Origin of the sequence: Mesorhizobium sp. M0244, from assembly GCF_040321795.1 — a bacterium.
In the GTDB taxonomy this organism is placed as follows: Bacteria; Pseudomonadota; Alphaproteobacteria; order Rhizobiales; family Rhizobiaceae; genus Mesorhizobium.
Map to the genome: position 1 here is coordinate 387,318 of NZ_JAMYSE010000001.1, position 25,166 is coordinate 412,483.

Annotated in this window: 33 protein-coding genes; 15 read left to right on the forward strand and 18 right to left on the reverse strand. The window is 61.8% G+C overall.

Annotation, left to right across the window (positions count from 1 at the left end; genetic code table 11):
• Nucleotides 1-63 precede the first annotated feature (63 nt).
• Nucleotides 64-216: a hypothetical protein gene (locus NKJ08_RS01940; RefSeq protein ID WP_352781115.1), complete on the forward strand. Its 153-nt coding sequence runs from the start codon at nucleotides 64-66 to the stop codon at nucleotides 214-216.
• 30 nt (nucleotides 217-246) lie between these two features.
• Nucleotides 247-1,245, forward strand: coding sequence for an ATP-dependent DNA ligase (locus NKJ08_RS01945; protein WP_352525702.1), 999 nt, complete (start codon nucleotides 247-249; stop codon nucleotides 1,243-1,245).
• 137 nt (nucleotides 1,246-1,382) lie between these two features.
• Here NKJ08_RS01945 and NKJ08_RS01950 read toward each other — a convergent pair whose 3' ends face one another.
• A complete protein-coding gene (locus NKJ08_RS01950; protein ID WP_352525700.1) occupies nucleotides 1,383-1,910 on the reverse strand; it encodes a YciE/YciF ferroxidase family protein in 528 nt (175 codons plus the stop codon).
• Between the two features lie 172 nt (nucleotides 1,911-2,082).
• On the reverse strand, nucleotides 2,083-2,757 hold the full coding sequence (locus tag NKJ08_RS01955) for a Crp/Fnr family transcriptional regulator (RefSeq protein WP_352525698.1): 675 nt from the start codon (nucleotides 2,755-2,757) through the stop codon (nucleotides 2,083-2,085).
• Nucleotides 2,758-3,310: 553 nt separating this feature from the next.
• Here NKJ08_RS01955 and NKJ08_RS01960 point away from each other — a divergent pair.
• Complete coding sequence (locus NKJ08_RS01960) at nucleotides 3,311-3,508, forward strand: hypothetical protein (protein WP_352525696.1); 198 nt, start codon at nucleotides 3,311-3,313, stop codon at nucleotides 3,506-3,508.
• A 148-nt stretch (nucleotides 3,509-3,656) separates the two neighbouring features.
• Here NKJ08_RS01960 and NKJ08_RS01965 read toward each other — a convergent pair whose 3' ends face one another.
• Nucleotides 3,657-3,821: a DUF3309 family protein gene (locus tag NKJ08_RS01965; RefSeq protein WP_023720548.1), complete on the reverse strand. Its 165-nt coding sequence runs from the start codon at nucleotides 3,819-3,821 to the stop codon at nucleotides 3,657-3,659.
• A gap of 276 nt (nucleotides 3,822-4,097) precedes the next feature.
• On the opposite strand from NKJ08_RS01965, the gene NKJ08_RS01970 reads away from it, so the two are divergent.
• Nucleotides 4,098-4,406 (forward strand): hypothetical protein, encoded by a 309-nt coding sequence (locus NKJ08_RS01970; protein ID WP_352781116.1) that lies wholly within the window; start codon nucleotides 4,098-4,100, stop codon nucleotides 4,404-4,406.
• A gap of 77 nt (nucleotides 4,407-4,483) precedes the next feature.
• Here the strand turns inward: NKJ08_RS01970 and NKJ08_RS01975 are convergent, their stop codons facing one another.
• The 3 genes from NKJ08_RS01975 to NKJ08_RS01985 all read right to left on the reverse strand — a co-directional run bounded on the left by NKJ08_RS01975 (nucleotide 4,484) and on the right by NKJ08_RS01985 (nucleotide 6,893).
• Nucleotides 4,484-4,714: a hypothetical protein gene (locus tag NKJ08_RS01975; RefSeq protein ID WP_352525693.1), complete on the reverse strand. Its 231-nt coding sequence runs from the start codon at nucleotides 4,712-4,714 to the stop codon at nucleotides 4,484-4,486.
• 329 nt (nucleotides 4,715-5,043) lie between these two features.
• Entirely contained in the window at nucleotides 5,044-5,670 is a 627-nt protein-coding gene (locus tag NKJ08_RS01980; RefSeq protein WP_352777545.1) for a glutathione S-transferase family protein, read from the reverse strand.
• Between the two features lie 11 nt (nucleotides 5,671-5,681).
• Nucleotides 5,682-6,893: an NADP-dependent isocitrate dehydrogenase gene (locus NKJ08_RS01985; protein ID WP_352526658.1), complete on the reverse strand. Its 1,212-nt coding sequence runs from the start codon at nucleotides 6,891-6,893 to the stop codon at nucleotides 5,682-5,684.
• 206 nt (nucleotides 6,894-7,099) lie between these two features.
• Here NKJ08_RS01985 and NKJ08_RS01990 point away from each other — a divergent pair, with 206 nt between their 5' ends.
• The 4 genes from NKJ08_RS01990 (at nucleotide 7,100) to NKJ08_RS02005 (ending at nucleotide 9,910) form a co-directional block, all read left to right on the forward strand.
• Nucleotides 7,100-7,966 (forward strand): RNA methyltransferase, encoded by an 867-nt coding sequence (locus tag NKJ08_RS01990; protein ID WP_352781118.1) that lies wholly within the window; start codon nucleotides 7,100-7,102, stop codon nucleotides 7,964-7,966.
• A 79-nt stretch (nucleotides 7,967-8,045) separates the two neighbouring features.
• Nucleotides 8,046-8,690 (forward strand): DUF805 domain-containing protein, encoded by a 645-nt coding sequence (locus tag NKJ08_RS01995; RefSeq protein WP_352777549.1) that lies wholly within the window; start codon nucleotides 8,046-8,048, stop codon nucleotides 8,688-8,690.
• A 140-nt stretch (nucleotides 8,691-8,830) separates the two neighbouring features.
• Nucleotides 8,831-9,703: a glutamate racemase gene (murI, locus tag NKJ08_RS02000; protein WP_352526653.1), complete on the forward strand. Its 873-nt coding sequence runs from the start codon at nucleotides 8,831-8,833 to the stop codon at nucleotides 9,701-9,703.
• Between the two features lie 18 nt (nucleotides 9,704-9,721).
• Nucleotides 9,722-9,910, forward strand: coding sequence for a DUF3008 family protein (locus NKJ08_RS02005; RefSeq protein WP_352781120.1), 189 nt, complete (start codon nucleotides 9,722-9,724; stop codon nucleotides 9,908-9,910).
• 92 nt (nucleotides 9,911-10,002) lie between these two features.
• On the opposite strand, the gene NKJ08_RS02010 is transcribed toward NKJ08_RS02005, so the two are convergent.
• Nucleotides 10,003-10,209 carry a hypothetical protein gene (locus tag NKJ08_RS02010; RefSeq protein ID WP_352526649.1) on the reverse strand — a complete coding sequence of 69 codons (207 nt, stop codon included), beginning with the start codon at nucleotides 10,207-10,209 and terminating at the stop codon, nucleotides 10,003-10,005.
• 379 nt (nucleotides 10,210-10,588) lie between these two features.
• Here NKJ08_RS02010 and rpsD point away from each other — a divergent pair, with 379 nt between their 5' ends.
• The 4 genes from rpsD (at nucleotide 10,589) to NKJ08_RS38925 (ending at nucleotide 13,492) form a co-directional block, all read left to right on the forward strand.
• Nucleotides 10,589-11,206, forward strand: a complete 618-nt coding sequence (gene rpsD / locus NKJ08_RS02015; RefSeq protein WP_352457789.1) for a 30S ribosomal protein S4 — start codon at nucleotides 10,589-10,591, stop codon at nucleotides 11,204-11,206.
• Between the two features lie 151 nt (nucleotides 11,207-11,357).
• Nucleotides 11,358-12,245: a tRNA 2-thiocytidine(32) synthetase TtcA gene (ttcA, locus tag NKJ08_RS02020; RefSeq protein ID WP_352526647.1), complete on the forward strand. Its 888-nt coding sequence runs from the start codon at nucleotides 11,358-11,360 to the stop codon at nucleotides 12,243-12,245.
• On the forward strand, nucleotides 12,235-13,062 hold the full coding sequence (locus tag NKJ08_RS02025) for an inositol monophosphatase family protein (RefSeq protein WP_352526645.1): 828 nt from the start codon (nucleotides 12,235-12,237) through the stop codon (nucleotides 13,060-13,062). Before ttcA ends, NKJ08_RS02025 begins: the two co-directional genes overlap by 11 nt.
• Before the next feature lie 22 nt (nucleotides 13,063-13,084).
• Nucleotides 13,085-13,492 carry a UCP034077 family protein gene (locus NKJ08_RS38925; protein ID WP_352526643.1) on the forward strand — a complete coding sequence of 136 codons (408 nt, stop codon included), beginning with the start codon at nucleotides 13,085-13,087 and terminating at the stop codon, nucleotides 13,490-13,492.
• A 15-nt stretch (nucleotides 13,493-13,507) separates the two neighbouring features.
• On the opposite strand, the gene NKJ08_RS02035 is transcribed toward NKJ08_RS38925, so the two are convergent.
• Nucleotides 13,508-14,752, reverse strand: coding sequence for a multidrug effflux MFS transporter (locus NKJ08_RS02035; protein ID WP_502896012.1), 1,245 nt, complete (start codon nucleotides 14,750-14,752; stop codon nucleotides 13,508-13,510).
• Between the two features lie 162 nt (nucleotides 14,753-14,914).
• Complete coding sequence (grxD, locus tag NKJ08_RS02040) at nucleotides 14,915-15,250, reverse strand: Grx4 family monothiol glutaredoxin (protein ID WP_352526641.1); 336 nt, start codon at nucleotides 15,248-15,250, stop codon at nucleotides 14,915-14,917.
• Between the two features lie 162 nt (nucleotides 15,251-15,412).
• On the opposite strand from grxD, the gene NKJ08_RS02045 reads away from it, so the two are divergent.
• Nucleotides 15,413-16,219, forward strand: coding sequence for a phosphodiester glycosidase family protein (locus NKJ08_RS02045; protein ID WP_352781123.1), 807 nt, complete (start codon nucleotides 15,413-15,415; stop codon nucleotides 16,217-16,219).
• 12 nt (nucleotides 16,220-16,231) lie between these two features.
• Here NKJ08_RS02045 and NKJ08_RS02050 read toward each other — a convergent pair whose 3' ends face one another.
• From NKJ08_RS02050 to NKJ08_RS02060, 3 genes are all read right to left on the reverse strand, one after another.
• Nucleotides 16,232-16,465 carry a BolA/IbaG family iron-sulfur metabolism protein gene (locus NKJ08_RS02050; protein ID WP_023798252.1) on the reverse strand — a complete coding sequence of 78 codons (234 nt, stop codon included), beginning with the start codon at nucleotides 16,463-16,465 and terminating at the stop codon, nucleotides 16,232-16,234.
• Between the two features lie 101 nt (nucleotides 16,466-16,566).
• Complete coding sequence (purL, locus tag NKJ08_RS02055; RefSeq protein ID WP_352526669.1) at nucleotides 16,567-18,804, reverse strand: phosphoribosylformylglycinamidine synthase subunit PurL; 2,238 nt, start codon at nucleotides 18,802-18,804, stop codon at nucleotides 16,567-16,569.
• Nucleotides 18,805-18,953: 149 nt separating this feature from the next.
• A complete protein-coding gene (locus NKJ08_RS02060) occupies nucleotides 18,954-20,366 on the reverse strand; it encodes an aminotransferase-like domain-containing protein (RefSeq protein ID WP_352526638.1) in 1,413 nt (470 codons plus the stop codon).
• A 93-nt stretch (nucleotides 20,367-20,459) separates the two neighbouring features.
• On the opposite strand from NKJ08_RS02060, the gene NKJ08_RS02065 reads away from it, so the two are divergent.
• On the forward strand, nucleotides 20,460-20,711 hold the full coding sequence (locus NKJ08_RS02065; protein ID WP_352526637.1) for a DUF1127 domain-containing protein: 252 nt from the start codon (nucleotides 20,460-20,462) through the stop codon (nucleotides 20,709-20,711).
• 168 nt (nucleotides 20,712-20,879) lie between these two features.
• Entirely contained in the window at nucleotides 20,880-21,182 is a 303-nt protein-coding gene (locus NKJ08_RS02070; protein WP_352526636.1) for a type II toxin-antitoxin system prevent-host-death family antitoxin, read from the forward strand.
• Nucleotides 21,183-21,605: 423 nt separating this feature from the next.
• Here NKJ08_RS02070 and NKJ08_RS02075 read toward each other — a convergent pair whose 3' ends face one another.
• From NKJ08_RS02075 to purC, 6 genes are read right to left on the reverse strand one after another with little or no spacing between them, the layout of a single operon-like run.
• Nucleotides 21,606-22,250: a Pr6Pr family membrane protein gene (locus tag NKJ08_RS02075; RefSeq protein WP_352526634.1), complete on the reverse strand. Its 645-nt coding sequence runs from the start codon at nucleotides 22,248-22,250 to the stop codon at nucleotides 21,606-21,608.
• Between the two features lie 4 nt (nucleotides 22,251-22,254).
• Nucleotides 22,255-22,665 (reverse strand): hypothetical protein, encoded by a 411-nt coding sequence (locus tag NKJ08_RS02080; protein WP_352526633.1) that lies wholly within the window; start codon nucleotides 22,663-22,665, stop codon nucleotides 22,255-22,257.
• A 2-nt stretch (nucleotides 22,666-22,667) separates the two neighbouring features.
• Complete coding sequence (locus tag NKJ08_RS02085; RefSeq protein ID WP_352755248.1) at nucleotides 22,668-23,333, reverse strand: glutathione S-transferase family protein; 666 nt, start codon at nucleotides 23,331-23,333, stop codon at nucleotides 22,668-22,670.
• A gap of 31 nt (nucleotides 23,334-23,364) precedes the next feature.
• On the reverse strand, nucleotides 23,365-24,033 hold the full coding sequence (purQ, locus tag NKJ08_RS02090; protein WP_352526630.1) for a phosphoribosylformylglycinamidine synthase subunit PurQ: 669 nt from the start codon (nucleotides 24,031-24,033) through the stop codon (nucleotides 23,365-23,367).
• 1 nt (nucleotide 24,034) lies between these two features.
• A complete protein-coding gene (purS, locus tag NKJ08_RS02095; RefSeq protein ID WP_352526668.1) occupies nucleotides 24,035-24,277 on the reverse strand; it encodes a phosphoribosylformylglycinamidine synthase subunit PurS in 243 nt (80 codons plus the stop codon).
• A 40-nt stretch (nucleotides 24,278-24,317) separates the two neighbouring features.
• Complete coding sequence (gene purC, locus NKJ08_RS02100; protein WP_023674725.1) at nucleotides 24,318-25,112, reverse strand: phosphoribosylaminoimidazolesuccinocarboxamide synthase; 795 nt, start codon at nucleotides 25,110-25,112, stop codon at nucleotides 24,318-24,320.
• Nucleotides 25,113-25,166: the final 54 nt, after the last annotated feature.

Consider the following 25,166-nt stretch of genomic DNA (forward strand, 5'->3'; position numbering starts at 1 on the left):
TTCGACCCGCGGGTTGGTGGGTTCACGCCAACGAAGGATTTTCAATCATGGTCCGCTTGCTGGTTGCCGGAGCTGTCGCTTACCTTCGCCTATCGCATCACCAAGGAGATCGGCGGGTCCGACGAGGTCGATCCACTGTCGCCTTCGCCGGCACCGAACGGCCGCAAGATGCCGAGACGGCAAAGCGAGGCGCAGGGGGACGGGCCGCTGCGGTAGCGAATGCCTTAGCAGCGGCATGGACCAGCCATGACCATTTTTCCGTTGCCGCTCGACCTTCGTCCTATGGAAGCCAAAGCCGCCGACGCTATCCCCGACGATGACGGGCTTTGGCAGTACGAACCGAAATGGGACGGGTTTCGCTGCCTGGTGTTCAAGGATGACGATGCCGTCGATCTTCGCGCAAAATCCGGCAAGCCGCTTGGCCGCTATTTTCCCGAACTGATCTCAGTGCTGCGCGATGTGAAGTCGCGACAGTTTGTTGCCGACGGCGAGATCGTCATCGAGGTCGACGGCTCGTCTTCGTTCGAGGCCCTGCAAATGCGCCTTCATCCCGCCGAAAGCAGGATCCGCAAGTTGAGTTTGGAGACGCCTGCCATGCTGGTCCTGTTCGACATGCTGGCCGAGCCCGGTGGCAGGGTCATCATCGAAGAACCCCTCACCGCCAGGAGACGGGCGATCGAAGCCTTTGTCGCGTCGGCGGGACGGCCCGAACTGCGCCTGTCCAAATGCACACACGATGCCGCTGCCGCTGAGCGCTGGCTGCAGGACGCCGGCCATGGCTCGACCGACGGTATCGTTGCAAAACTGATGGCCGAGCCATACCGGCCTGGCGAGCGCGTCATGATCAAGGTCAAGCGGCTGCGCACCGCAGATTGCGTGGTCGGCGGCTTTCGCTATCTCGCCGGCAGCAACGAAGTCGGATCCCTGCTGCTTGGCCTCTACAACAACGAAGGCAGGCTGGACCATGTCGGGTTCACCTCGACTATCGGCAAGGACGACAGAGCCGCGCTGACCAGACGGCTGGAAAAGCTGCGGGCCAAACCGGGTTTCACCGGCAAGGCGCCGGGCGGACCAAGCCGCTGGAGCACGGAGCGCAGCGGACAATGGGAGCCCATAAAGCCTGAACTGGTGGTGGAGGTTCGTTTCGACCATGTGACAGGCGATCGGTTCCGGCACGGAACCAAGCTGTTGCGCTGGCGGCCGGACAAGGAGCCCCGGCAATGCACGTTCGAGCAGATCGAGTAACGCCACCCCGAGGCAACGCTTCAAGGCTCTTGCTGCCCCGTTCTGTCGTCCACGACGGAACCAATGCAGAATTCACTGGTTCGCCGCGCTAGCCGAGCCTCGGCTATCCATTGCCGAGGCTCGGAACGGTCTGGAGATTATGCGGCTTCTTGCATAGCCCGTTCGTTAACGCCGCTCTCGCCGAGCTTGGAAAGCGCCTCGTCGGTCGCGACCTCTTCCTTGAGCGTTGCCCTGAGAAGCTCGACAACGTCGCTCTTGCCGAATTCTTCCGCCCATGCAATCAGCGTACCGTAGCGAGCGATCTCGTAGTGCTCGACGGCCTGCGCCGCGCCGACAAGCCCGGCGTCGAGGGCGGGAGCACCGTTATACTCCTCGAGCACTTCCGAGCCTTCCTCGAGGATGCCGTCGATCGCCGGACAAGTCTTGCCGCGCGCCGGCTTGCCCATTATCTCGAAGACCTGTTCGAGTCGGTCGACTTGGGCTTCGGTTTCCATACGGTGCTTCTCGAACGCGGCTGTCACTTCTTCCGACTCCGCACCCTTGGCCATTTTCGGCAGCGCTTTCAGTATCTTCTTCTCAGCGTAGTAGAGGTCTTTGAGCCCGTCGAGGAACAGGTCCTCAAGGCCCTTGCTTGCCGTCTTCGCGGCTTTTTTCGTAGTCGCCATGATCCTCTCCCGAATGGTTGGTGGCCGCCTCGCAAATTGGAGGCGTCCGATAACCCTCCGATGGGAAACAAGTTCCCTGACGGATCAGGAGCTTTGAAAATTTTTCCGACGGCGCTTGCGTGGTATCGCGAGGGGCCTCGACCTGCGGCAGCAACAGGCGCGGAGAGCACAGTCAGCGCTCGCCGATATGTCCGACCAGGCGGATATATTCGGCCTCGGCCAGGCCATAGCCGCCATCCGCCAGCGCAATGAGCCCATCGCGGTCGCGGATGATGATTTCGCCGCGGCGGGACCGGATGAGCCCTCGCCCCTCAAGCAGCTGGAGCGCGACCGTGACACCCGGCCGCCTTACGCCAAGCATGATCGACAGGAATTCGTGAGTGATCGTCAGCCGGTCGCCAGCCACCCGATCGTCACACATGAGCAGCCAGCGCGCCAGCCGGTCTTCAAGCTTCGATCGCGCATTGACCAGCGCGGTGTAGCCGGTCTGGACATGCAGATATTGCACATAGCGTAACAAAAACAGCCGCAGTGTCGGGCTTTGCGTCAGCGCTGCCTTGAATGGCTCGGCGTCTATCCTGGCGGCTTCTCCCGCCAGTTGAACATAGCATTCATGGACCGTGTGGTCGTCGCCCATCACCAGGGCGGAACCGGTCATACCTTCCAACCCGATAAGGCCGACTTCCGCATCGCTGCCGTTCGGCATTTTCGCAACCACTGAACCAATACCATCCTCGAGGAAATAGATGGCCTTAATCGGCGATCCCGATACTTCGAGCGATTCCCGCAACTCCAGCGAACAGCGCTCAATGTGCGGCTCGAGCAACGCAAAATCGTCGGCGCTCATCCGGCGCAGCAGCTTGTTTTTATATGATTTTTGAGTCGGAATTGCAGGATCAGACATGGCTCGGCCCAAAACAGGGCAAGAGCATTTTGATCTCCCAGCCGTCCGCGCCCGGTATAACGTTCAGACGATGTTTCTTATATAAGGGTTGGAAGGTATGGAGCCTACTAATAAATAAATGAATCGATGCACGGCAGTTTTCTCCTGCCGCCTGCCTACGAAAACATCCGACTGAACGTTAGAGTTGGAAACGTACCAAAGGCTGTTTGGTACGAATAGACAATCGAGAATGTCTGGTACAAAAGAGCCCGTCGCTAGAGGCAACGGGCTCCTCTCGGGCGTCGTGGGCTACGCCCGCTGATCCAAATGAGGGTGGCTTGGATCACTGCAATAATGCAGGTGAAAGACAGTTGTTCCCGATCTGTCCGCTCGGTAATTTCCGTACATTGAGTTTGGCAGAAAGCGGCGCTAATTGAATCGAAATCGTCCACGCAGAGATGGCGAGTGGACGCTTGAAAGACGCTTCGCGCTTTCGCCCTTTTTCAGGGAGGATGGCATGTCGATGCAAGGTGCAGCAACTCCAGCCGAACTGAGCGTGCTGAGAAAAGCGCTCGACGACTGCTGCCGCGAGTTGGGTGTTGCGGACGACAGTCCGGTCCGTGAGCGGTTGGCCGCTCGTATCATGTTGCTGTTCAACGAGGGCGTGCTTCGTGCCGATTTAAAAGCGGCACTGGCTCCCGATCGCCAACACTAAGCTGCTGCTATGGTGGGGTCCTTGGTGCCGAAGGGGTCGGCACCGGGTCCCCGTTTTAGCCAGAAATCCTGGAAAATCTTATCTTTTCACGACAAAACGCCCACCGCTTAGTTGCCGAGCGGCAGGCGTTTTTCTCGTGAGCGTGACGCTAAATGCGTCCAAGCACGACCAGGATGATGACGATGAGCAGCACCAGGCCGAGGCCGCCGCCGCCGTAATAGCCGGTGCCGTAGAACGGTCCGCCGCCCAAGCCGCTGAAGCCGCCAAGCAAGGCAAGGACCAAGATGATGATGAGAATGGTTCCAAGGCCCATGATGTCTGCTCTCCTTGTTTGCGCTGCCGCCATTCGCATCAGCGCGTTCACATTGTACAAAGGTATGAACTCGCAAAGAGCATTCCTGTTCCGGCGCGACAGCAAGGCGCACGCACATACAGCGAGGAAAATGCCGAGCTGTGCAATGGCGCGCCGGCCGCCTTGAACACCCGAGAACATGCTGAATTCATAGGAAATTTGTCGGAACCTTCGCGCGCCCGAACGGTTGTTTTCGTAGTCGCAACGCGCGACGACCCTCGTAAAAGGAGAAGCATCATGCTCACGAAAATTCTCGCAGCTTCGGCGCTTACGATCGGTCTGGCCACGTCAGCGATGGCGCAGAACGCCGGCGACCCCTCCGGAGCCGCTGCCGACGGCAGCGGGCGGACAGTCGTAGTCCCGGATAACGGCGTCCCTGACACCGGCACGGATTCGACTATCACCAACAGCATTCGCGATTTCTCAACGACGAATTCGAATGCCGACCGGAATTGCCCGCCGAGCCCGCAGGGGGCTCAACCCGATGCGACCGGCAAGGCTCCGGGGATGGCGCCGACGGTGAACGATAACCACTGCGGCAAATAAGCGCCCGTTGATCATAGCCTGACGAGGCTGCGGAGCGTACGCTCCGCGGCCCGTTGGTTTGCGATGAAATCGGCCGTCTAACGGCAGCGGTGGTCGAAGCTGACTGCGATCTCCCGACCGTCCAGCGCCCGAACGATGAAGCCAACCAGTTCTTCGTCGGTTTGCCGGAAGGAGGGAAAGCGTTGGCGCAAATCGGCTATGACGACAGTGGTCGAGAGAATGTCGCCGGAATGATAGTCGGCCATGACGGTATGGACGGCAGTGTCGGTATCAATACCGATTCCAAGCGGCGACTTGATCTGCCCCACGGAAGCCTCCACCCATCTCTCCCAGCCGACGATAGCAAGACTGCGGCAAAACGAAAGAGCTTGTACGATTCCGTACGATCTCGCGGGTTCCGTTGCACTTTGCAGGACCCACCCGGCGTCCTTTGCTTGCGCGTTCCAAATCATTTGTTTGGCGTGGGGGGGGGGGGGGGGGGCCCGCCCCCCCGCCCGGAGAGGGGGCCCTGCGCAACCAAAAGACGTTCGAGGAGGGGTGCCGATTTCTCCTCTCCGTCTCGGCTTCGCCGAGCCACCTCTCCCCGCGAGCGGGGCGAGGAACCCAAGTCCTGCCACGTTGCGTGCCTCGCAACGGGTCATTCAGCCTTTTCGGTCTTCGCAAAACTCGCGCGCGCCGCGATGCGCGCATACCAATCTTGGATGTCCGGAAACTCCGCCAGCAGGCTTCGTCCCTCGGCGACCTTGATGAAATAGCCGATGATTGGAGCCGCATGCAGGTCTGCCAGCGTCAGGTCCGTCCCCAATAGCCATGGCCCTTCGGCTTTCAGCGAAGAGAGCGCCTGCAGCGCGGTTCTCGCCTGCCGCAACCCGTTGGCGATCACGACCTCATTGGGGGATGTTTTCTCCAGCCGCTCGACGGCGACATCCCAGACGATCGCCCTGTAGGCGTAGGCGTCGAGCATACCGGCGATCTGGTTCATGCGGGCTCGAGGCCGGGCTTCGCCCGGTTGCAGCGGCGGGCCGTCAAAGGCTTCATCGACATAACGAGCAATGGCGCCGGTCTCGTAGAGGCGAAAGCCGTCATGCTCGAAGGCTGGGATGCGGCCGAACGGCTGGTGCTCGAAATACCAGCCGGGAATGCCGTCCGCGGCAAAGACATCGACGGGCACCAGCTCGTAGCCGACGCCCTTTTCCTCCAGCACCAGCCGGACGATGCGCACATAGACGCTGTAATCCGCGCCGTAGACGACGGGCTTGCCCATGTCGGAGGAGCTCAGGCCATCGCCTTCTGCAAATTCTCGTCGATCTTGTCGAGGAAGCCGGTGGTCGAAAGCCATGGCTGGTCGGGGCCGATCAGCAGCGACAGATCCTTGGTCATGAAGCCGGACTCGACCGTCTGGATGCAGACCTTTTCCAGCGTCTCGGCAAAGCGCTTCAGTTCGGCGTTGTCGTCGAGCTTGGCGCGGTGCGCGAGGCCGCGCGTCCAGGCAAAGATCGAGGCGATCGAATTGGTCGAGGTCTCCTCGCCCTTCTGGTGCTGGCGATAGTGGCGGGTGACGGTGCCGTGCGCGGCCTCCGCCTCGACGGTCTTGCCGTCCGGCGTCATCAGCACCGAAGTCATCAGGCCGAGCGAGCCGAAGCCTTGCGCCACCGTATCGGACTGAACGTCGCCGTCATAGTTCTTGCAGGCCCAGACATAGCCGCCCGACCATTTCAGGCTGGAGGCCACCATGTCGTCGATCAGCCGGTGCTCGTACCAGAGCTTCTTCGCCTTGAATTCGGCTTCGAACTCCGCCTCGTAGACCTCCTGGAAGATGTCCTTGAAGCGGCCGTCATAGGCCTTGAGGATGGTGTTCTTGGTCGACAGATAGACCGGATAGTTGCGCAGCAGGCCGTAATTCAGCGAGGCGCGGGCGAATTCACGGATCGACTCGTCGAGATTGTACATGGCCATGGCGACGCCGGCGCCGGGTGCGTCGAAGACGTCGTGCTCGATCACCTGACCGTCCTCGCCGACGAACTTGATCGTCAGCTTGCCCTTGCCGGGAAAGCGGAAGTCGGTGGCGCGGTACTGGTCGCCGAAGGCGTGGCGGCCGACGATGATCGGTTTGGTCCAGCCGGGCACCAGCCGCGGCACGTTCTTCATGATGATCGGCTCGCGAAAGATGGTGCCACCGAGGATGTTGCGGATGGTGCCGTTCGGCGACTTCCACATCTTCTTCAGCTTGAATTCCTCGACGCGCTGCTCGTCGGGCGTAATCGTCGCGCATTTCACGCCGACGCCGTATTTCTTGATGGCATTGGCCGAATCGATGGTCACCTGGTCGTTGGTGGCGTCGCGGTGCTCGATGCCGAGGTCGTAGTAATCGAGCTTGAGGTCGAGATAAGGATGGATCAGCTTGTCCTTGATGAACTGCCAGATGATGCGGGTCATCTCGTCGCCGTCGAGTTCGACGACCGGGTTCGCCACCTTGATCTTCGCCATGGAAAGAATGCCTCGCTTTTGGGGAACGGAACGGCCTTGCCCGCACGGCTGCCGGCCCTGGGATGCGGCCCGTATATCAAAGGCTTTTTGGCCGCGCAAACGGTGAACCGCGCCGTAGTGCCGGCATTCTTTGCGAAAGCTTCATTTTCGCCGCCAAATGTGGCAGGGGACTGCGAAATGCCGCAAACAGCAGTTCATTGACAGCCATGACCGCCACCCAGGATCCCGACAACCCTCGTGCCTCCGGAACTGCTGCGTCCGGACCGGCGATCATCCTGGTCGAGCCGCAGCTCGGCGAGAATATCGGCATGGTTGCGCGCGCCATGGCCAATTTCGGCCTTGCCGAGCTGCGCCTCGTCAACCCGCGCGACGGCTGGCCGAGCGAGAAGGCGCGTGCCGCCGCAAGCCGCGCCGACCACGTCATCGACGCCGTCAAGGTGTTCGACGACCTGGCCTCGGCGGTTGCCGATTTGAACTTCGTCTTCGCCCCCCCGGCGCGCGCGCGCGACAATTTCAAGCCGGTGCGCGGGCCGGTCGCGGCGGGCCGGGCGCTGCGCGCGCGGCAGCGGGCCGGCCAGCGCACCGGCATCCTGTTCGGCCGCGAGCGCTTCGGCCTCTATAATGACGAGGTCGGCCTTGCCGACGAGCTCGTCACCTTCCCCGTCGATCCAGCCTTCTCCTCGCTCAACATCGCCCAGGCGGCCCTGCTGATGTCCTATGAATGGATGAAGTCCGGCCTGGAAGACGAGACCAGGACCAACTTCTCCGGCCCCGAAATGCCGCCGGCTACCAAGGAAGAATTGCACGGCCTGTTTGCGTATCTGGAAGGTGCACTCGAGGCGCGCGGCTATTTCCGCCCGGCACCGAAGAAGCCGAAGATGGTCGACAATTTGCGCGCAGTGCTGACCCGCGCAGGCTTTGCCGAGCCGGAGCTCAAAGTGCTGCGTGGTATAATATCATCGCTGGACAGGTTCTCGCCGGCCATGCCGCGCGGCGACGGATCGCCCGGCGACGATCCAAGGCGGCTCCCGGCAGCCGCGGCACGCGCCGGCAAGGCGAAGGACAAAGACTAGCCTTCGAGTTATCCATATCTCACCAGTAACCGAATGTTATTTGATGTGATCCATTGTCGGGAAAACGATGGATCCTCGGATGTTTAGCTCGGATATCGGTCGTCCTCGCTTTTTCTTCTATTCCGCTGCCTTGCTGGTTGCGGAAATCGTGACCTTTGTGCTATGCGTCGTGCTGACCATCGGCATCGAGGGTTTGGCGAATTCGAAGCCCGGACCTTCCAGGGAAGGGCTGGCCGCGGCCGTTCTCGTCGCCTCGCTGGTGATCGTTCTGTTCCGCGCGAATTTCGCTTGGCGTCGAAGCCGCGACGCGCAAGGGTCGGGTTGGATCCTTTGGTCGTATATCGTGTTCTCGACCCTGTTTGCCATTCTGCAGGCCGGCACTGTTCTTGTCGTAAAATTCGACGGCGACGAGTCGCATTCCGGCCTTAACATGCTGGGACTCGCTCTTGTCGGACTGTGGGCGGTCATCTTGGCGGCCAAGCCGGCGGGTGGCGGCTCTGCGGATATGGCGTCATCCCTGAGCTTCGACGATTTCGACCCGCCCGGGCCGCTGCGCGGCCGCGGGGCGCCCCATTCAGAGTCAGCCGCCGGCATGACGGCCCAGGCTCCGGCCTACGCCATGCGGGCCGCACAGGTGCCGTCGAACCACCCTGCATCTCAACCTGCATCTCTGGCAAACGGCCGGCCGCGGCCCGGCGGCTTCGGCAAGCGGGGCCTTGTGTGACCGTCTCGCCGCATCAAGGCCATGATGGTTCCAGATAGAAGCGGCCGGGATAAAGCATCATTGGCCGAAGCAAAAAGCATGGGCCGAGCCTTCTCTCGTGATCTCGTTTGTGATTCCCAGCCCTTAGTGACTCAATGACAATGACCAGTCCATCGAGCGCCCGTCCGATCCTGATGTTCGATTCCGGCATTGGCGGCCTCACCGTGCTGCGTGAGGCGCGCGTCCTGATGCCTGACCGCCGCTTCATCTATGTCGCCGACGACGCGGCGTTCCCCTTCGGCGCCTGGGAGGAACCGGCGCTGAGAACACATATCCTGGAGTTGTTCGCCAGGCTGCTCGACCGGTTCACGCCGGCCATTTCGGTCATCGCCTGCAACACTGCCTCGACGCTGGTCATCGAAGCGTTGCGCGAGAGATTTCCCGGCCACCCTTTCGTCGGCACCGTGCCGGCCATCAAGCCGGCGGCGGAACGCACGCGCTCCGGCCTGGTTTCGGTGCTGGCTACGCCCGGCACCGTCAAGCGCCAGTACACGCGCGACCTGATCAGCAAATGGGCGCAGAAATGCCATGTCCGCCTGGTCGGCAGCGACAGGCTGGCCGGATTGGCCGAAGCCTATATGCGCGACGGTTTTGTCGACGAGGATGCCGTGCGCGCCGAGATCGCGCCGTGCTTCGTCGAGCATGACGGGTTGCGCACCGACATCGTCGTGCTTGCCTGCACCCATTATCCTTTTTTGGCCAACCGCATGCGCAAGACAGCACCTTGGCCGGTCGACTGGCTCGACCCGGCCGAGGCGATCGCACGCCGCGCGCTGTCGCTGCTCGCGGATAGCGAGGCCCGTTATCGCAGAGAGGCACTGCCGGAAGGCGCCGATTTTGCCGTCTTCACCTCGAACGGGGCCGATTTTCCGACGCGCCGGCTGATGCAGGGATTTGGCCTGGGGTATCCTGACCCCAGGCACTTTGGTGCTCCGGGAACATCAGCCCAGGGCGATGCGTTCTTTTCTCATTGAGGAACAGGAGAAACGATCATGCCAGCCACCTCGAAAGCCCAGCAGAAAGCCGCCGGCGCAGCACTGTCCGCTAAGCGCGGCGAGACCAAGAAGGGCGAGCTCAAAGGCGCGTCGAAGGGAATGTATAAATCCATGAGCGAAAAACAGCTCGAGGAATTCGCCAAGACCAAGCGCAAGGGCCTGCCGGAAAAGAAGTCGAAACACTGACCAACAGATCAATTCTGGCGGCGGATGCCGTTCAATAAAAGGGCCCGCGGCTGAACCGCGGGCCCTGAACCCTCAACTGGCGAGGGCGAGAATTACCAGCCCCAACCGCAGCGCCGCACCTTGTAGCGGATGACCTTGCGATGACCGTGCCGCCACACCACCTTCTTCTTGACCACGATGCGGCAGACCTGGTGATGCCTGTGCCCGTGCCAATGCCGGGCCTGCGCCGGCTCGGGCGCGACGGCCATCGTGCCGGCCATCACCGCAGCTCCTACCAACGTAAGGAAGAACTTCTTCATGCGAATTCCAGCTCCTCTGACTTCAGTCCCTTCCTGATGCCGCTAGCGCAACCTCCCGCCACATCCGGCACGTTCTACAACCGCAACACTATCCGGTTCGGCGATTCGCGCCAGCCGGAAGCTTGACAGCGGTTAAATCTCCGTTTAACCAGCCCCCCAACACCGGGCGCAACGCCCGGTGGTTTTCTTTATGTGTGCGAGACGTTTGGGAAGCCGGTTTTACTTTCCTTATGTCTTGTTTGAAATGACGTGTCCCGTGGGTTTTCCGTCGCGTTGCGTGGAAAACCCTGTCAGGTCTCGAAAACGGAGGCCAGAGGAGGGCGCGTTTCCTTCACCCGGACCATAAGGTTCCGGGTGCGTTGTTTTGAAAGGGAATGCGATGAGCAAGCGCGAATCCGCGAAGTACAAGATCGACCGCCGTCTCGGCGAAAACATCTGGGGCCGCCCGAAATCCCCGGTCAACAAGCGTGAATACGGTCCCGGCCAGCATGGTCAGCGCCGCAAAGGCAAGCTTTCCGATTTCGGCCTGCAGCTGCGCGCCAAGCAGAAGCTGAAGGGCCACTATGGCGACGTTTCGGAAAAGCAGTTCCGCAAGGTCTACGAAGAGGCGGACCGCCGCAAGGGCGACACCTCGGAGAACCTGATCGGCCTGCTCGAATCGCGCCTCGACGCAGTCGTCTACCGCGCCAAGTTCGTGCCGACCATCTTTGCGGCGCGCCAGTTCGTCAATCACGGCCACGTCAACGTCAACGGCAAGCGCGTCAATATCGGCTCGTACCGCTGCAAGCCGGGTGACGTTGTCGAAGTACGCGAGAAGTCGAAGCAGCTGGTCATCGTGCTGGAATCGGTGGGCCTGGCCGAGCGCGACGTGCCCGATTACATCGAGGCCGACCACAACAAGATGACCGCGGCCTTCACGCGCATCCCTGGCCTGGCGGACGTTCCGTTCGCCGTGCAGATGGAACCGAATCTGGTCGTCGAATTCTATTCGCGCTGATCGGCGCGTTCGTCGCGATACAACCGAAGGCCGCCCGTCGAGGCGGCCTTTTCTTTTTCCCTTCTTTCCGCGGCGTGATTCCGAAATCGATTTCGATTTTCGGTCCGATGCGCTACTGCGAGCGGCAACAGGACTTTAGGGCCGACCCGCCGTGAACATGCAACCAGACGCCGAAACACTCGAACCGGTCGCCGATGCCGAAGGCGGCTTTCATCCTCTGTTTGCCGATGTGCCGTCCTCCGTCGAGTTCAACAAGCTGCGCAAGCGGCTGTTGCGGCTTGCCCGCCAGGCGATCGACGATTTCTCCATGGTGAGGCCCGGTGACCGTTGGCTGGTCGCTCTGTCGGGCGGCAAGGATTCCTACGGCCTGCTTGCCGTGCTGCTCGATCTCAAATGGCGCGGGCTGCTGCCGGTCGAGCTGTTGGCCTGCAATCTCGACCAGGGCCAGCCGAACTTTCCCAAGCACATATTGCCCGACTATCTCGACAGCCATGCCATTCCGCATCGCATCGAATATCAGGACACCTATTCGGTGGTCACCGACAAGCTGGCCGAAGGCAGCACCTATTGTTCGCTGTGCTCGCGGCTGCGGCGCGGCCATCTCTATCGCATCGCCCGCGAGGAGGGCTGCTCGGCGCTGGTGCTCGGCCATCATCGCGAGGACATACTGGAAACCTTCTTCATGAACCTGTTCCATGGCGGACGTCTCGCCGCCATGCCGCCGAAACTGCTCAATGACGAAGGCGACGTCATGGTGCTGCGGCCGCTCGCCTATTGCGCGGAAGCCGATCTCGAAAAATTCGCCGGTGCCATGGAATTCCCGATTATTCCGTGCGATCTGTGCGGCAGCCAGGAAGGCCTCCAGCGCAACGCCATGAAAGCGATGCTCCACGACATCGAGAAGCGCATGCCCGGCCGCAAGGACACCATGATCCGTGCCATGGCCAATGTGCGGCGCTCGCATCTGCTCGACAGGACGCTGTTCGATTTCGCCGCCCTCAACGAAACCCTCACCACCAGGCGTCCCGATGACATTTGACGACAGCGCGATCGACTGGCTTGCCGAGCTTCTGTCGGACGCCGCCGTCGCCGAGATCATGCCGCGCTTTCGCCGGTTGAGCGAGGGCGACGTCCGTCGCAAGACCTCGGCCGCCGACCTTGTGACCGAGGCCGACGTCAATGCCGAGCGGCTGATCACCGCCAGGCTGCTTCAGCGTTATCCCCAGGCGATGATCGTCGGCGAGGAGGCCTGCTCCGATGACCCGACGCTGCTCGACGGTCTCGGCGATGCCGACCTGGCCTTCGTCGTCGACCCCGTCGACGGCACCTTCAACTTCGCCTCCGGCGTGCCGCTGTTCGGCGTTATGCTGGGCGTCGTGGTCAAGGGCGAGACCGTCGCCGGCATTATCCACGATCCCGTCGGCAAGGACTGGTTGGTCGGCGTTCGCGGCGCCGGCAGCCATATCCGCCATGCGCATGGCGATCTGGAAAAGGTCCATGTCGCCAAACCGGCGCCGATATCGGAAATGACTGGCGCGGTCTCGTGGCACTATCTACCCGAGCCGGACCGCTCACGCCTGGCGCGCAATCAGACGAAGTCGCTGTCGCAGTTCAACTATCGCTGCGCAGCCCACGAATACCGCCTGCTGGCCAGCGGCCACGGCCATTTCGTCGTCTATAACAAGCTGATGCCCTGGGATCATCTAGCCGGTGTGCTGATCCATGCCGAAGCCGGCGGCTATGCCGCGCGCTTTGACGGCAGCACCTATCTGCCATCGCATGTCGGAGGTGGCCTGCTGGTCGCGCCGGACGCGGAAAGCTGGCGGGAACTGCGCCGCGAACTCTGGGCGGAATAGGCTCAAGGCCGGAGACCTCCGAATGAAATCTCGGTTCGCGATTGTCGCAGCGGCCCTTGTTATTGCCGCGGTTGCCGGTTCCGACGGAGCAGGAGCGCAAGAACGCACCTGTCGCAGTCCCGATCCCGTCGACACCATAAAGGAAATGTCCGAGGCAATCTTTGCCTGTTGGGAGCCGCCGCCAGGGACTGCAGGCATGTCCTTGACGTTGCGGTTCTCGCTTCGCCGAGACGGCACGCTCATCGGCAAACCTCGCGCGACTTACTCCGATCTGGCTGCAGATGAAAGGCTCAATCGGGCGTTCGTGGCTTCCATCCTCAAGGCTCTCGACAAGGCGTTGCCATTGCCCTTTTCCGAAAGCATGGGTGGAGCAATCGCAGGGCGTATGCTTGCCCCTCGCTTCACGGCAACCTCTGAAGGCAAATCCTAAAGCGCGGCGCGTGCATCAAACGGGCGGGTTGTGCGGCTGGAACAGCCTGCCGCGCTCGGCTAGGAGGATCATCAGCAGCGCCGCCACCGACACGCTGCAGAACCCGGCGGCCAGCGGCGTCACCGTGCCGTTGAAGGCCTGGCCGATCAGCGTTCCGAGCAGGCCGCCGAGAAATGTCTGCATGAATCCCAGGATCGATGAGGCCGTGCCCGCCAGTCGACCGAGCGGCTCCATGGCGAGGGCGTTGAAGTTCGCGCCGAGCGCGCCGAACGGGACCATGGCGCAGGCGAAGAAAGTAATGAAGAGCCAGAGCGGCATCTTCATTTCGATGGAAACGACCAGCCAGGCAAGGCTGATGGCCAGAAACAGCAGCAGCGCGCTTTGCGACAGCCGGCGCATGCCGATGCGGCCGACGAGGCGCGAGTTGAGGTAGTTCGAAAAAGCGAGCACGCCCGCAACCCCCGCGAAGATGACCGGGAACATCTCGCCGACATTGAACACGCTGACATAGATCTGCTGGGCCGAGGCGATGAAGCCGAACATGGCCCCGAAGATGAAGGTGCTGGCGAACGCATAGCAAAGCGCGATGCGGTTGGTCAGCACGATACGGAAACCGCCGATGATGGAGGACACTGTCAGCGGCCGGCGATATTCGGGGTGCAGCGTTTCGGGCAGGCGCAGCAGCGACCAGGCGGACACGACCAGCGCGCCGGCCGCCATAGTGAGGAAGATCACATGCCAGGTCGCAAACAGCATGATGAACTGGCCGATGCCAGGCGCCACCACCGGAATGGCCATGAACACCATGAAGATCAAGGACATGACTTCGGCCATGCGCCTTCCGTCGAACGTATCGCGCACGATCGAGACGGCAATCACGCGCGTCGCCGCCGCGCCGATGCCTTGCACCGCCCGGCATAGTAGCAGCGTGGCGAATGACGGGGCGATTGCCGCAGCACCCGCCGCCGCGACATAGATCACCAGCCCGGCGACAAGCGGAGCGCGGCGCCCGAAGCGGTCCGAGACAGGTCCGAAGAACAACTGTCCGCCGCCAAAGCCAAGGATGTAGGCGGTGATCACATATTGCCGGTGGTTTTCATTTTCGACGCCCAGCGAGGCGCCGATCTGCTGCAGCGCCGGCAACATGATGTCGATGGCCAGCGAATTGAGTGCCATTAGCGCCGCGCACAGCGCAATAAATTCCCAGCGCGGAATAGGCAAGGTGCTTGCCTTTTGCTGGGCTTCCGCTTGCTGATCCACGGCCAGTCCGATCTTCAAACGAAAATGCGCCGGCGCGCCGACGCATCCATTCGTTCATTGCCCCGATATCGGGCAGAACTTTTTGCCGAGGTGGGGCTGCCCCGGCGCTTAGCGTATGGTCCCGAAAATCGCAGTCGATCTTCGGAGGATCATACGCAGAAGTCAGGCGGCGCCTTTGACGCCGACGCCCTTTTCGACGAGGAAGGTCTGCAATTCGCCCGCCTGGAACATCTCGCGGATGATGTCGCAGCCGCCGACGAATTCGCCCTTGACGTAGAGCTGCGGGATGGTCGGCCAGTTGGAATAGTCCTTGATGCCTTGCCGTAGCTCGGCCGACGTCAGCACGTCGACACCCTTATAGTCGGCGCCGATATAGTCGAGGATCTGCACGACCTGACCGGAAAATCCGCATTGCGGAAAACCGGGCGTGCCCTTCATGAAGAGAACGACGTCGTTGCCCTTCACTTCATTGTCGATGTAGTCGTTGATGCCGCTCATGGAATACCCTTTCATGCCTGTGGGAGTCAGGCTCGAACACTACCCTTCAAATAAACCCATGGGTTGCGCGAAACAAGATGTTTGCCGCCGTGCCATGCAAATGGCGCAAAGGAACGTCTGATCTTGGGCCAAGCCGTAGGCCACCATCTTTCCCGAGGCGTGATGAAAGGACGATATCTCGCCGGGTTCCTCCTCGCCGTTCTGCTCGCCGCGTTGGCCTTGATTTGGTGGGCCAAGTCGTCGAGACAGCCACCCCTCATCGTCGGCGGTGAATTGCCGGCGCCGTGCCGCGACGCGAGCTTCGAGGCGGTCGCCTACGTCGTCTGCGAGATCGATCTGCGCAGCTATGACATCGGTGTGTTCCAATCCGGCGCGGACGGCAAGGCTTTCGGCTCGCTGGAAAAATTCGACAAGGCGATGGCCGATCAGGGCCGGCCGGTGTTGCTCGCCATGAACGCCGGCATGTATCACCAAGACCTGACCCCAGTCGGCCTTCTCGTCGAATACGGCCAGGAGAAGGCGCCGCTCAACCTCGCCGACAGCGAAGGCAATTTCTTCCTGAAACCGAACGGCGTGTTCCTGGTTCGGAAGGACGGCAAGACGGCGATCATGGAGACAAGCGCCTATGCCGCTGCCAGGCCGGACGTGATGTTCGCCACGCAATCCGGCCCGATGCTGGTGATCGACGGCCGGCTTCATCCTCGCTTCGAGCAGAACGGCACGTCGCGTTATATCCGCAATGGCGTCGGCGTGCGTGACGATAACACTGTCGTGCTGGCGATCTCACGCTCTGAAGTCAGCCTCGGCAGCTTCGCACGGCTGTTTCGAGATGCGCTCGACTGCCGCAACGCGCTTTTCTTCGACGGGGTGGTTTCGGCGCTGTCGAACGGCGAGAGAATGATCGTCGGTGGAAGCTATCTGGCGGGGCCGATCATTGCCGTCACCGGCAAGAAGCTCGCGACCAAGTAACTTGGAAACTGTTCACTCAGGCACGCTGGTCTGCAGGGCCAGCGCGTGCAGTACGCCGCCCATATTGCCCTTCAGCGCGTCATAGACCATCTGGTGCTGCTGGACGCGGCTTTTGCCGCGAAAGCTTTCCGCCACCACCTCGGCTGCATAATGGTCGCCGTCGCCGGCCAGGTCGCGAATCGTCACCTTGGCGTCCGGAATGCCTTCCTTGATCAGCCGTTCGATGTCATGCGCGTCCATTGCCATGCAGTGTTTCCTTGTCTAGCCCGTGATCTCATAAATAGGCTCGAAATGGCAGAGAGACCACATCCGAATGCAAGCTAGATCCGGCGCCATTTCGATCATCTTTATGGGTCCACGACCTCGTTTGCCATGAAGCGAGGGAACCAGGATTCGTGGGCGGCGGTCAATTCGCTGACCGGTATTGCACGCGCCTCGCCGAGTTTCAATTCGCTGCCGCCGGTCGAGCCGATCCATGGTGCGAAGATGCCGAGCTTGCTTTGCTGTTGGCGAATGGCGTCCCACGCCTCGCTCTGCGGGTCGATCGACAGCGTCAGCAGATAGCGGCCCTGATCCTCGCCGAACAAGACCGGGATCGGATCTGCACCGATCAGGCCGGGAATGGTCGCGCCGATGCCGGAGGCCATCGCCATCTCGGCAAGCGCCACCGCGATGCCACCATCGGAAACGTCATGCGCCGCGGTAACGACACCGGAGGCGATCAGCGCCCGCACATGGTCGCCGACGCACTTCTCGTGATCGAGATCGACCGGCGGCGGCGGGCCCTCGGCGCGGCCATGGATGTCGCGCATATAGACCGATTGGCCAAGATGCGTTCCCCACATGGTCGGCGCGCCGACCAGCACGATCATCTGGCCTTCGGCGGCAAAGCCGATCCGGACCATTTTCGACCAGTCGGCAATCAGCCCGACGCCGCCGATGGTCGGTGTCGGCAGGATGCCTTGTCCGTTGGTCTCATTGTAGAGCGAGACGTTGCCCGAGACGATCGGGAAGCCGAGCGCCCTGCAAGCGTCGCCGATGCCTTTCACAGCGCCGACCAATTGGCCCATGATCTCGGGCCGTTCCGGATTGCCGAAATTGAGATTGTCGGTGGCGGCGAGCGGTAGTGCGCCGGTGGCGGTAAGATTGCGCCAGCATTCGGCGACCGCCTGCTTACCGCCCTCGTAAGGGTCGGCCTCGCAATAACGCGGCGTCACGTCGGAGGAGAAGGCGAGCGCCTTGGTGGGATGACCGTCGACGCGCACGACGCCGGCATCGCCGCCGGGAAGCTGCAACGAATTGCCCTGGATCAACGTGTCGTACTGCTCCCATACCCAGCGGCGCGAGGAGAGGTCCGGTCCGCCCAGCAGCTTGAGCAGTGCCTCGGCCACGTCGGCTTGCGGTGCATTGCCAGCCAGTGGCGCCGGCTTCTTCGGCTCGACCCAGGGACGGTCATATTCCGGCGCCTGGTCGCCGAGATCCTTGATCGGCAGATTGGCGACTTCGTCGCCCTGGTGCAGGACGCGAAAGCGCAGATCGTCGGTGGTCTTGCCGACGATGGCAAAGTCGAGGCCCCATTTGTGGAAGATGGCCTCGGCCTGTTTTTCCTTCTCGGGGCGCAGCACCATCAGCATGCGCTCCTGGCTCTCCGACAGCATCATCTCATAGGCGCTCATGCGCTCTTCGCGCACCGGCACCTTGTCGAGATCGAGCTCGATGCCGAGGTCGCCTTTGGCGCCCATTTCGACCGCCGAGCAAGTGAGGCCAGCGGCACCCATGTCCTGGATGGCGATGACGGCGCCGGACGCCATCAGTTCGAGGCAGGCTTCGAGCAGGCATTTTTCGGTGAAGGGATCGCCAACCTGGACCGTCGGCCGCTTCTCGTCGATCTTGTCGTCGAATTCGGCCGAGGCCATGGTGGCGCCGCCGACGCCGTCGCGGCCGGTCTTGGCGCCGAGATAGACGACCGGCAGGCCGACGCCCTTGGCTTCCGACAGGAAGATCGCATCGGTCTTGGCGAGCCCAGCGGCAAAGGCGTTGACTAGAATGTTGCCATTGTAGCGGGCCTCGAAGTTGACCTCGCCGCCGACCGTCGGCACGCCGAAGGAATTGCCATAGCCGCCAACGCCGGAAACCACTCCGGCAACGAGGTGCCTGGTTTTGGGATGGTCCGGCGCCCCGAAGCGCAGCGCGTTCATCGCCGCGATCGGCCGCGCGCCCATGGTGAAGACATCGCGCAGGATGCCGCCGACGCCGGTCGCCGCTCCCTGATATGGCTCGATATAGGAGGGGTGGTTATGGCTCTCCATCTTGAAGACGACGCAGTCGCCGTCGCCGATGTCGACCACGCCGGCATTCTCGCCCGGGCCCTGGATGACTTGCGGCCCGGTGGTCGGCAGCGTGCGCAGCCACTTCTTTGAGGATTTATAGGAACAATGCTCGTTCCACATCGCGGAAAAAATACCGAGTTCGGTAAAGCTCGGTTCGCGCCCGACCAGGTCGAGGATGCGCTGGTACTCGTCGGGCTTCAGCCCGTGCGCGGCAATGAGTTCCGGAGTGATCGGCACGGAATTGGAAATGGTCATGGTCGGCAATTTATGTCCCTGGGATCGAGTCCCGTCTTATCGCAAGCTTTGCGGCCGATACACCCCGTCGGATAACTAAAACGACGGAAAGCAACAGCTGACCGCCAGTAGCGAAAGATCGCCACTCGACTCGCCGGTTTCAAGCCGGTTCAGGAAAAGCTGTCGTAGCCGGCGCGGCCTTCGTCCAGAAGCCGCCGGATCACCGCGACGCCCTGCGCAATATCTTCCCGCTGCCGCGGTTGCGAGATGCCAAAGCGCACGCCGTGAAAGGCCTGGTCGGAACGCCCCGCCTTGAACTCGTCCTCGTCATCGATAAGCACGCCATGTTCGAGGCAGGCCTGTTTGAAAGTGCCGGAAAGCCATGGGTCGGGCAAAGTGAGCCAGACGAAGGGCACATTATCCAGCGCCTTGAAGTCGAAGCCGTCGAGTGTCTCGCGCACGATCGCGATGCGCGCGTGGATCTCGGCAATGCTGCGCTTGCGCATCTCGGCGGCCTGACCGGACAGCACCAGCCGGCTGCCCACCTCTGCCAGCAGAAAGGGCAAGCCGCCCGTCATCATCTTGTGGGCAACCCGGATGCGGTGACGATAGGCCGGCGGGCAAGCGAGCCAACCGCCGCGAACACCCGCCGCGACCGATTTCGACAGGCCGCCGGCAACGATGGTCCGTTCGGGAGCATATTCGGCCAATAAGGGCGTCGGGTCGTCAGTCAGTCCGCCATAGAGATCGTCCTCGATCAGGACGACATTATAGTGACGGGCGACACGCGCGATTGCCTCGCGGCGCGGTGCCGACAGCGTTGTCAGCGTCGGGTTCTTGGCCGTTGGCATCAAAAACATCATCTTCGGGTGCTTTTGCGCACAGACGCGCTCGAAATCCTGGGGATCGATGCCCTCGTCGTCCGCCACCACCAGTGCGGTCCGGCGACCGATCAGGCCGGCGCTGCGGGAAATCTGCGAATAGGTGAGGTGCTCGAAGACGACATAGTCGCCGGGGGAGGTGAGCCCCGCAATGGTTGCCATCACCGCGGCGTGGGTGCCGAGCGTCGGAACGATGGCGTCCGCGGCCGGGCGAAACGAATTGCGCGCCAGCCAGCGCCTGCCGGCTTCGAACCAGCGGTCCGGGAAATCACGCGTGTAGCTTGAAATCTCATGCGGATGGTCTTGCGCCGTGCGTGTCAATACATCGGCGACGATGGCACCCTGGCCGACATCCGGTGCGGCGGTGCTATCGAAGCGCAGCTTGTCGCCGGGCGCATCCATATAGCGCGTGCCTTGTTCGACCGGCCCCAGGAAATCCGGCTTTGCGCTCTCCGACTGCTGAGCGAGAACATAGGTTCCGCGGCCGACCTCGCCGCTGACCAATCCCCGCTCGCGCAGCAATTGATAGGCCCTGCCAACCGTGCCGACGGTCGTGCCGATGTCGTATGCCAGATCGCGCTGCGGCGGCAGCTTTGCTCCTGCACCGATCAGGCCGCGGTCGATGTCCGTCTCGATGGAATCGGCAAGCCGCTGATAGAGCGGGCCAGTGCCGGCGGTAAGGTCTGGAAGCCAAGTTGTCATGGTGACAATTTTTTATATTGCACCGAAATGAGAGTCAATACATATGAAGCGGGCTGTACAAAAGGGCACAATTGCAATCTTGGCAGAAAGAAAATGGCTACAATAGAGACAATCCGCTCCGCTGGGGCTGAATTGCAGGTGCAGGTGGCGCGCCCGTCAGGCAGGCCAACCTATGTCAGCCGGCTGGTGCGTACGCTCAGATCCTTCGCGAGGTGGATCGACGGGCTAATGGATCGCCGGCGCAGCCGGCTGGTCCTGCTCGAGATGAGTGACGACCAGCTCAAGGACATCGGTATCTCGCGTTGCGATGCCCATCGTGAGGGGCTGAGGCCGTTCTGGGACTGAGAGAGCCGCCGGATGCTCCGTCTCGAACGTCGCGTGTCATATCGGCGGGGTAGACGAGAGCGTCAATATCGACATCGGACACCAAAGCGATCTTCTTCATCACTGAGATACCATCCTCCTTCGTGCCCTCACAGCATTCGCTCGCGACGTCTCCAGTGAATAGGGGTATTGCTGAAAACAGCTAATTCCCTTATTTTCGGGACGACGAAGGAGATGACCGTGGCAAGTTTCACCCTCACAGATCTCGGCAACAAATCCGGCGAGGTTGTTGAGGCCGCGTTCCGCGGTCCTGTTGACATCACCAAGCGCGGCAAGCGCAAGTTTGTTCTCCTGACGGCAGAGCAGTTCGACCGCATCACCAGTCGCAGCGCGCAACGGGCACACCGGGTCGAGGATCTGTCGGCCGAGGAACGCGACAAGCTTCTAACCGGCCTCGACGCAGTCGCGCGAGACGATGTCCGGGATGACTGAACCCGGCCACGGACAGATCATTCTCTATTCCTATTTGTGGGCAAGGGAATATGACCGGGGCGAGGAAAGCGGACGCAAGGCGCGGCCGACTTGCGTTATGCTGATCGTTGCCGGCAAGAATGGCCGCAAGCAGGCCCTGCTCTTTCCAATCACGAGCCAGCCGCCACGACCTGGCGCGCACTATGTGTCGAGATTCCTGAGACCGAGGCCCGCCGCGCCACCCTCTTTACCCCAGCCTGGGTTATCGTCGAAAATTCAACACCGATGATCTCGCGACGAGCTGGGCGCTCGAAGATGCCAAGCCGCTCGGCCAATTCACGCGCAAGTTCATGTCACGGATCGCTGGCGAAGCTGCTGCGGCGATCCGTGCAGGCGCCGCGCGAACCGTGCCAAGACGCTAAAGGCTGCCGCGGCGGGAGAGCATCATCGCGGATGGACGCGCGCCGCCCTGATCCGCGCGACGCCGTGGTCAACAAGCACCGCCACAATACACAGCACGAGAAAAAGCCCCGTGATGGCCACAGCCGAGACGGCGACGCTGACCGCTCCATTCTTGACATCGAGGAACGGGTAAGGCACTTCGCCGGCAATCGGCGCCCGCAGCAATGCGTAGGCCAGATAGGCGACCGGATAGATCATCCACCAGGAGATGTCGCGCCACCGCGTCGAGCCGTCGGCGCCCGCCACAAGCCACCACAGCACGAACAGCACCGGCGTCACATAGTGGAGGAGAACGTCGCAGAGCAGGAACAACCCTTGCGGCTGCCAAAGTTGCGCCAAGACCGTCGCATAAACGATGAAGACCAGCGTTATGGCGGCCGCTACGGCCGCCCGCATCCGAGGCCCGGCAAACGCTGGAAACCAGGCATAGCCCGTCGATGACAGCAACGAGGCATGGACGAGCACGGCGCCGATATTGGTCAGGATGGTGAAAAAGCTGAAATAAAAGACGAGCGAACCGACAAAACTGCGGCCGGCTTCCATCGAGGCCGGGACCGTGATGAAAAGCTGCAGGACGAGTCCGGCAAGGCCAATGACCAGACCGGCGATCTGCAGCAAGCGGGCCATGGCGCTACGCCGCCGCACCGCAGGCCGGATTGCCCGCCTGCCAGCGGGCGATGTCCGAGCTTATGCGCGCACCGAGCGGTTCCGCCATCAGCGGGCCGAACACGTCGACGCGGCTCGAATTGCCTTGCGCCTGCACGACCAGCAACGGCTTTCCGCCATAATGTTTGGCCGGTACCAAGAGGAAGCGCGGCGTACCGCTGAACGAATTCAGCTCGTTGGCCATCTGATAAGATTTGAAGGCAGGGTCCTTGCTGGCGATCCAGCATTTGTGGGCGGCGATTGCCACCTGTTCCATGGCAAGCAGCGACGCGCTCTTGCCCGCCGGCGCCGGCGTGCTCTTCGGGCTCGACTGACAGGAGGCGAGTACAAGCCCGGCGGCAGTGGCGAGAGCGAGGCGGGCGATCCTCGGGCTCATGCTCAAGCGGCGCCCATCTCGAGTTCCGACAAAAAGATCTTCAGACCGTCTGTCATCTCACCCCAGACGCGCGACAGCGCCGGATGCTGCAAGGCGATTTGCTCATAGGCATCGAATTTCGGATAGGTGTCGAGCAGGTCGGGGCGGCCGATCGTGGCCCGGAAATTGTTGAAGATGAAGCGGGTCGGCGTCAGCCAGGCATCGGCGAATGAGATGTCGTCTCCGAGCGCGAAGGGGCCGTGCGCCATGCGCGCCTCGATTGCCGCAAGCCCGTGATGCAGCCGGTCGAACTGCGCCTTGATCTCCGCCTCGTTGCGCTGCGGCACGAAATAGAGCTCGAACAGCTTCATCGTCGGGGCGAGCACGTCGAGGTCGGTGATGCGGGCGAACATGCGCACCAGCGCCCGGTCCTTCGAATCCTCGGGCAGCAGCGCCGGCTCCGGAAATCGCTCCTCCAGATATTCGGCAATGACCACCGATTCGACGATCGTTTCGCCCGAGCCGGTGATCAGCACCGGAATCCGGTTGAGCGGCGAGATGGCACGAAATGCCTCGGGGACTGGAAATCCGGGTGGCGGCGCAATGATCTTGAGCGGCACGTTCTTGATGTAGGCCAGCGCCCGCACGATCGACGAATAGGGCGACAACGGCCGCGAATAGAGTTTCATGACCGTCGCTCCAGGAGGAAAATGGAAGGCATCAAGCGGCGATGCCCAGCGCGCTTTCGAACAGCGCCCGGCCGTCGCTGCCGCCATGTGCCGCTTCGATCAGGTTTTCGGGATGCGGCATCAGGCCGAGCACGTTGCCCCGCCCGTTGACGATGCCGGCAATGTCGTTGATCGAGCCGTTGGGATTGGTGCCTTCGGCATAACGGAACACCACCTGGCCTTCGCCTTCGAGGCGGGCCAGCGTTTCGGCATCGGCAAAATAATTGCCGTCATGATGCGCCACCGGCGCGCGGATGATCTGGCCCGGCTGGTAGCGGCGGGTGAACATCGTGTTGGCGTTGGCGATCTGCAGCTTCACCTGGCGACAGACGAATTTCAGCGAGGTGTTTCGCATCAATGCGCCCGGCAGCAGGCCGGCCTCGACCAGTATCTGGAAGCCGTTGCAGACGCCAATGACCGTGACGCCCTTGGCAGCCTTTTCGGCTACAGCCCGCATCACCGGCATGCGCGCGGCAATGGCGCCGCAGCGGAGATAATCGCCGAACGAAAAGCCGCCGGGAATGGTGATCAGGTCGACATCGGGGATTTCGGTGTCGGTCTGCCAGACGGTGACCGGCGGCGTGCCGGAAATGTTGGTCAGCGCCGCGATCATGTCGCGGTCGCGATTGAGGCCGGGGAGAAGGACGACGGCTGATTTCACCTCAGGCGATCTCCACCGCGTAATTCTCAATCACCGTATTCGCCAGAAGCTTGTCGCACATGGCTTTCAGATCCGCCTCGGCCTTGGCCTTGTCGCCCTCGGCAAGCTCGATATCAAAAACCTTGCCTTGCCGTACCTGGCCGACGCCGCCGAAACCCATTCCGGACAGCGCATGCTCGATTGCCTTGCCTTGTGGGTCGAGCACGCCGTTCTTGAGGGTTACGGTAATGCGGGCCTTGATCACGCTGGACATGCTCCTGTTCACCTGTTGAGCTGGCAAGCCATCAATGTGGCTTGCCTTTGACGCCGTCGGTCGATGCGACGAGCACCGGTCCGGCCGGGCGCGGCGGCTCGTTCTCGTTCATGATGCCGAGGCGGCGGGCAACTTCCTGATAGGCTTCGACCAGCCCACCCATGTCACGGCGGAAACGATCCTTGTCGAGCTTATCCTGTGTCGCCACGTCCCACAGCCGGCAGGAATCCGGCGAGATCTCGTCGGCAACGACGATGCGCATCATGTCGCCTTCGAACAGGCGGCCGCATTCGATCTTGAAATCGACGAGCTGGATGCCGACACCCATGAACAGGCCGGAAAGGAAGTCGTTGACGCGGATGGCCAGCGCCATGACGTCATCGATCTCCTGCGGGCTCGCCCAGCCGAAGGCGGTGATGTGCTCTTCCGAGACCATCGGATCGTCGAGCGCATCGGCCTTGTAATAGAATTCGATGATCGAGCGCGGCAGCACGGTGCCTTCCTCGATGCCGAGGCGCTTGGCCAGCGAGCCGGCGGCGACGTTGCGCACCACCACTTCGAGGGGGATGATCTCGACTTCCTTGATCAGCTGCTCGCGCATGTTGAGCCGGCGGATGAAGTGGGTCGGAATGCCCATCCGGTTGAGATGGTTGAAGATGTGCTCGGAAATGCGGTTGTTGAGCACGCCTTTGCCATCGACGATTTCGTGTTTCTTCTTGTTGAAGGCGGTGGCGTCGTCCTTGAAGAACTGGATCAGCGTGCCAGGCTCCGGTCCCTCATAGAGGATCTTGGCCTTGCCTTCATAAATGCGGCGGCGATTTTTCATCTGATTTTTCTCTGGATTTGCGGGCAGGCGGCAAGCGACCAGTTCCTGTCCGTC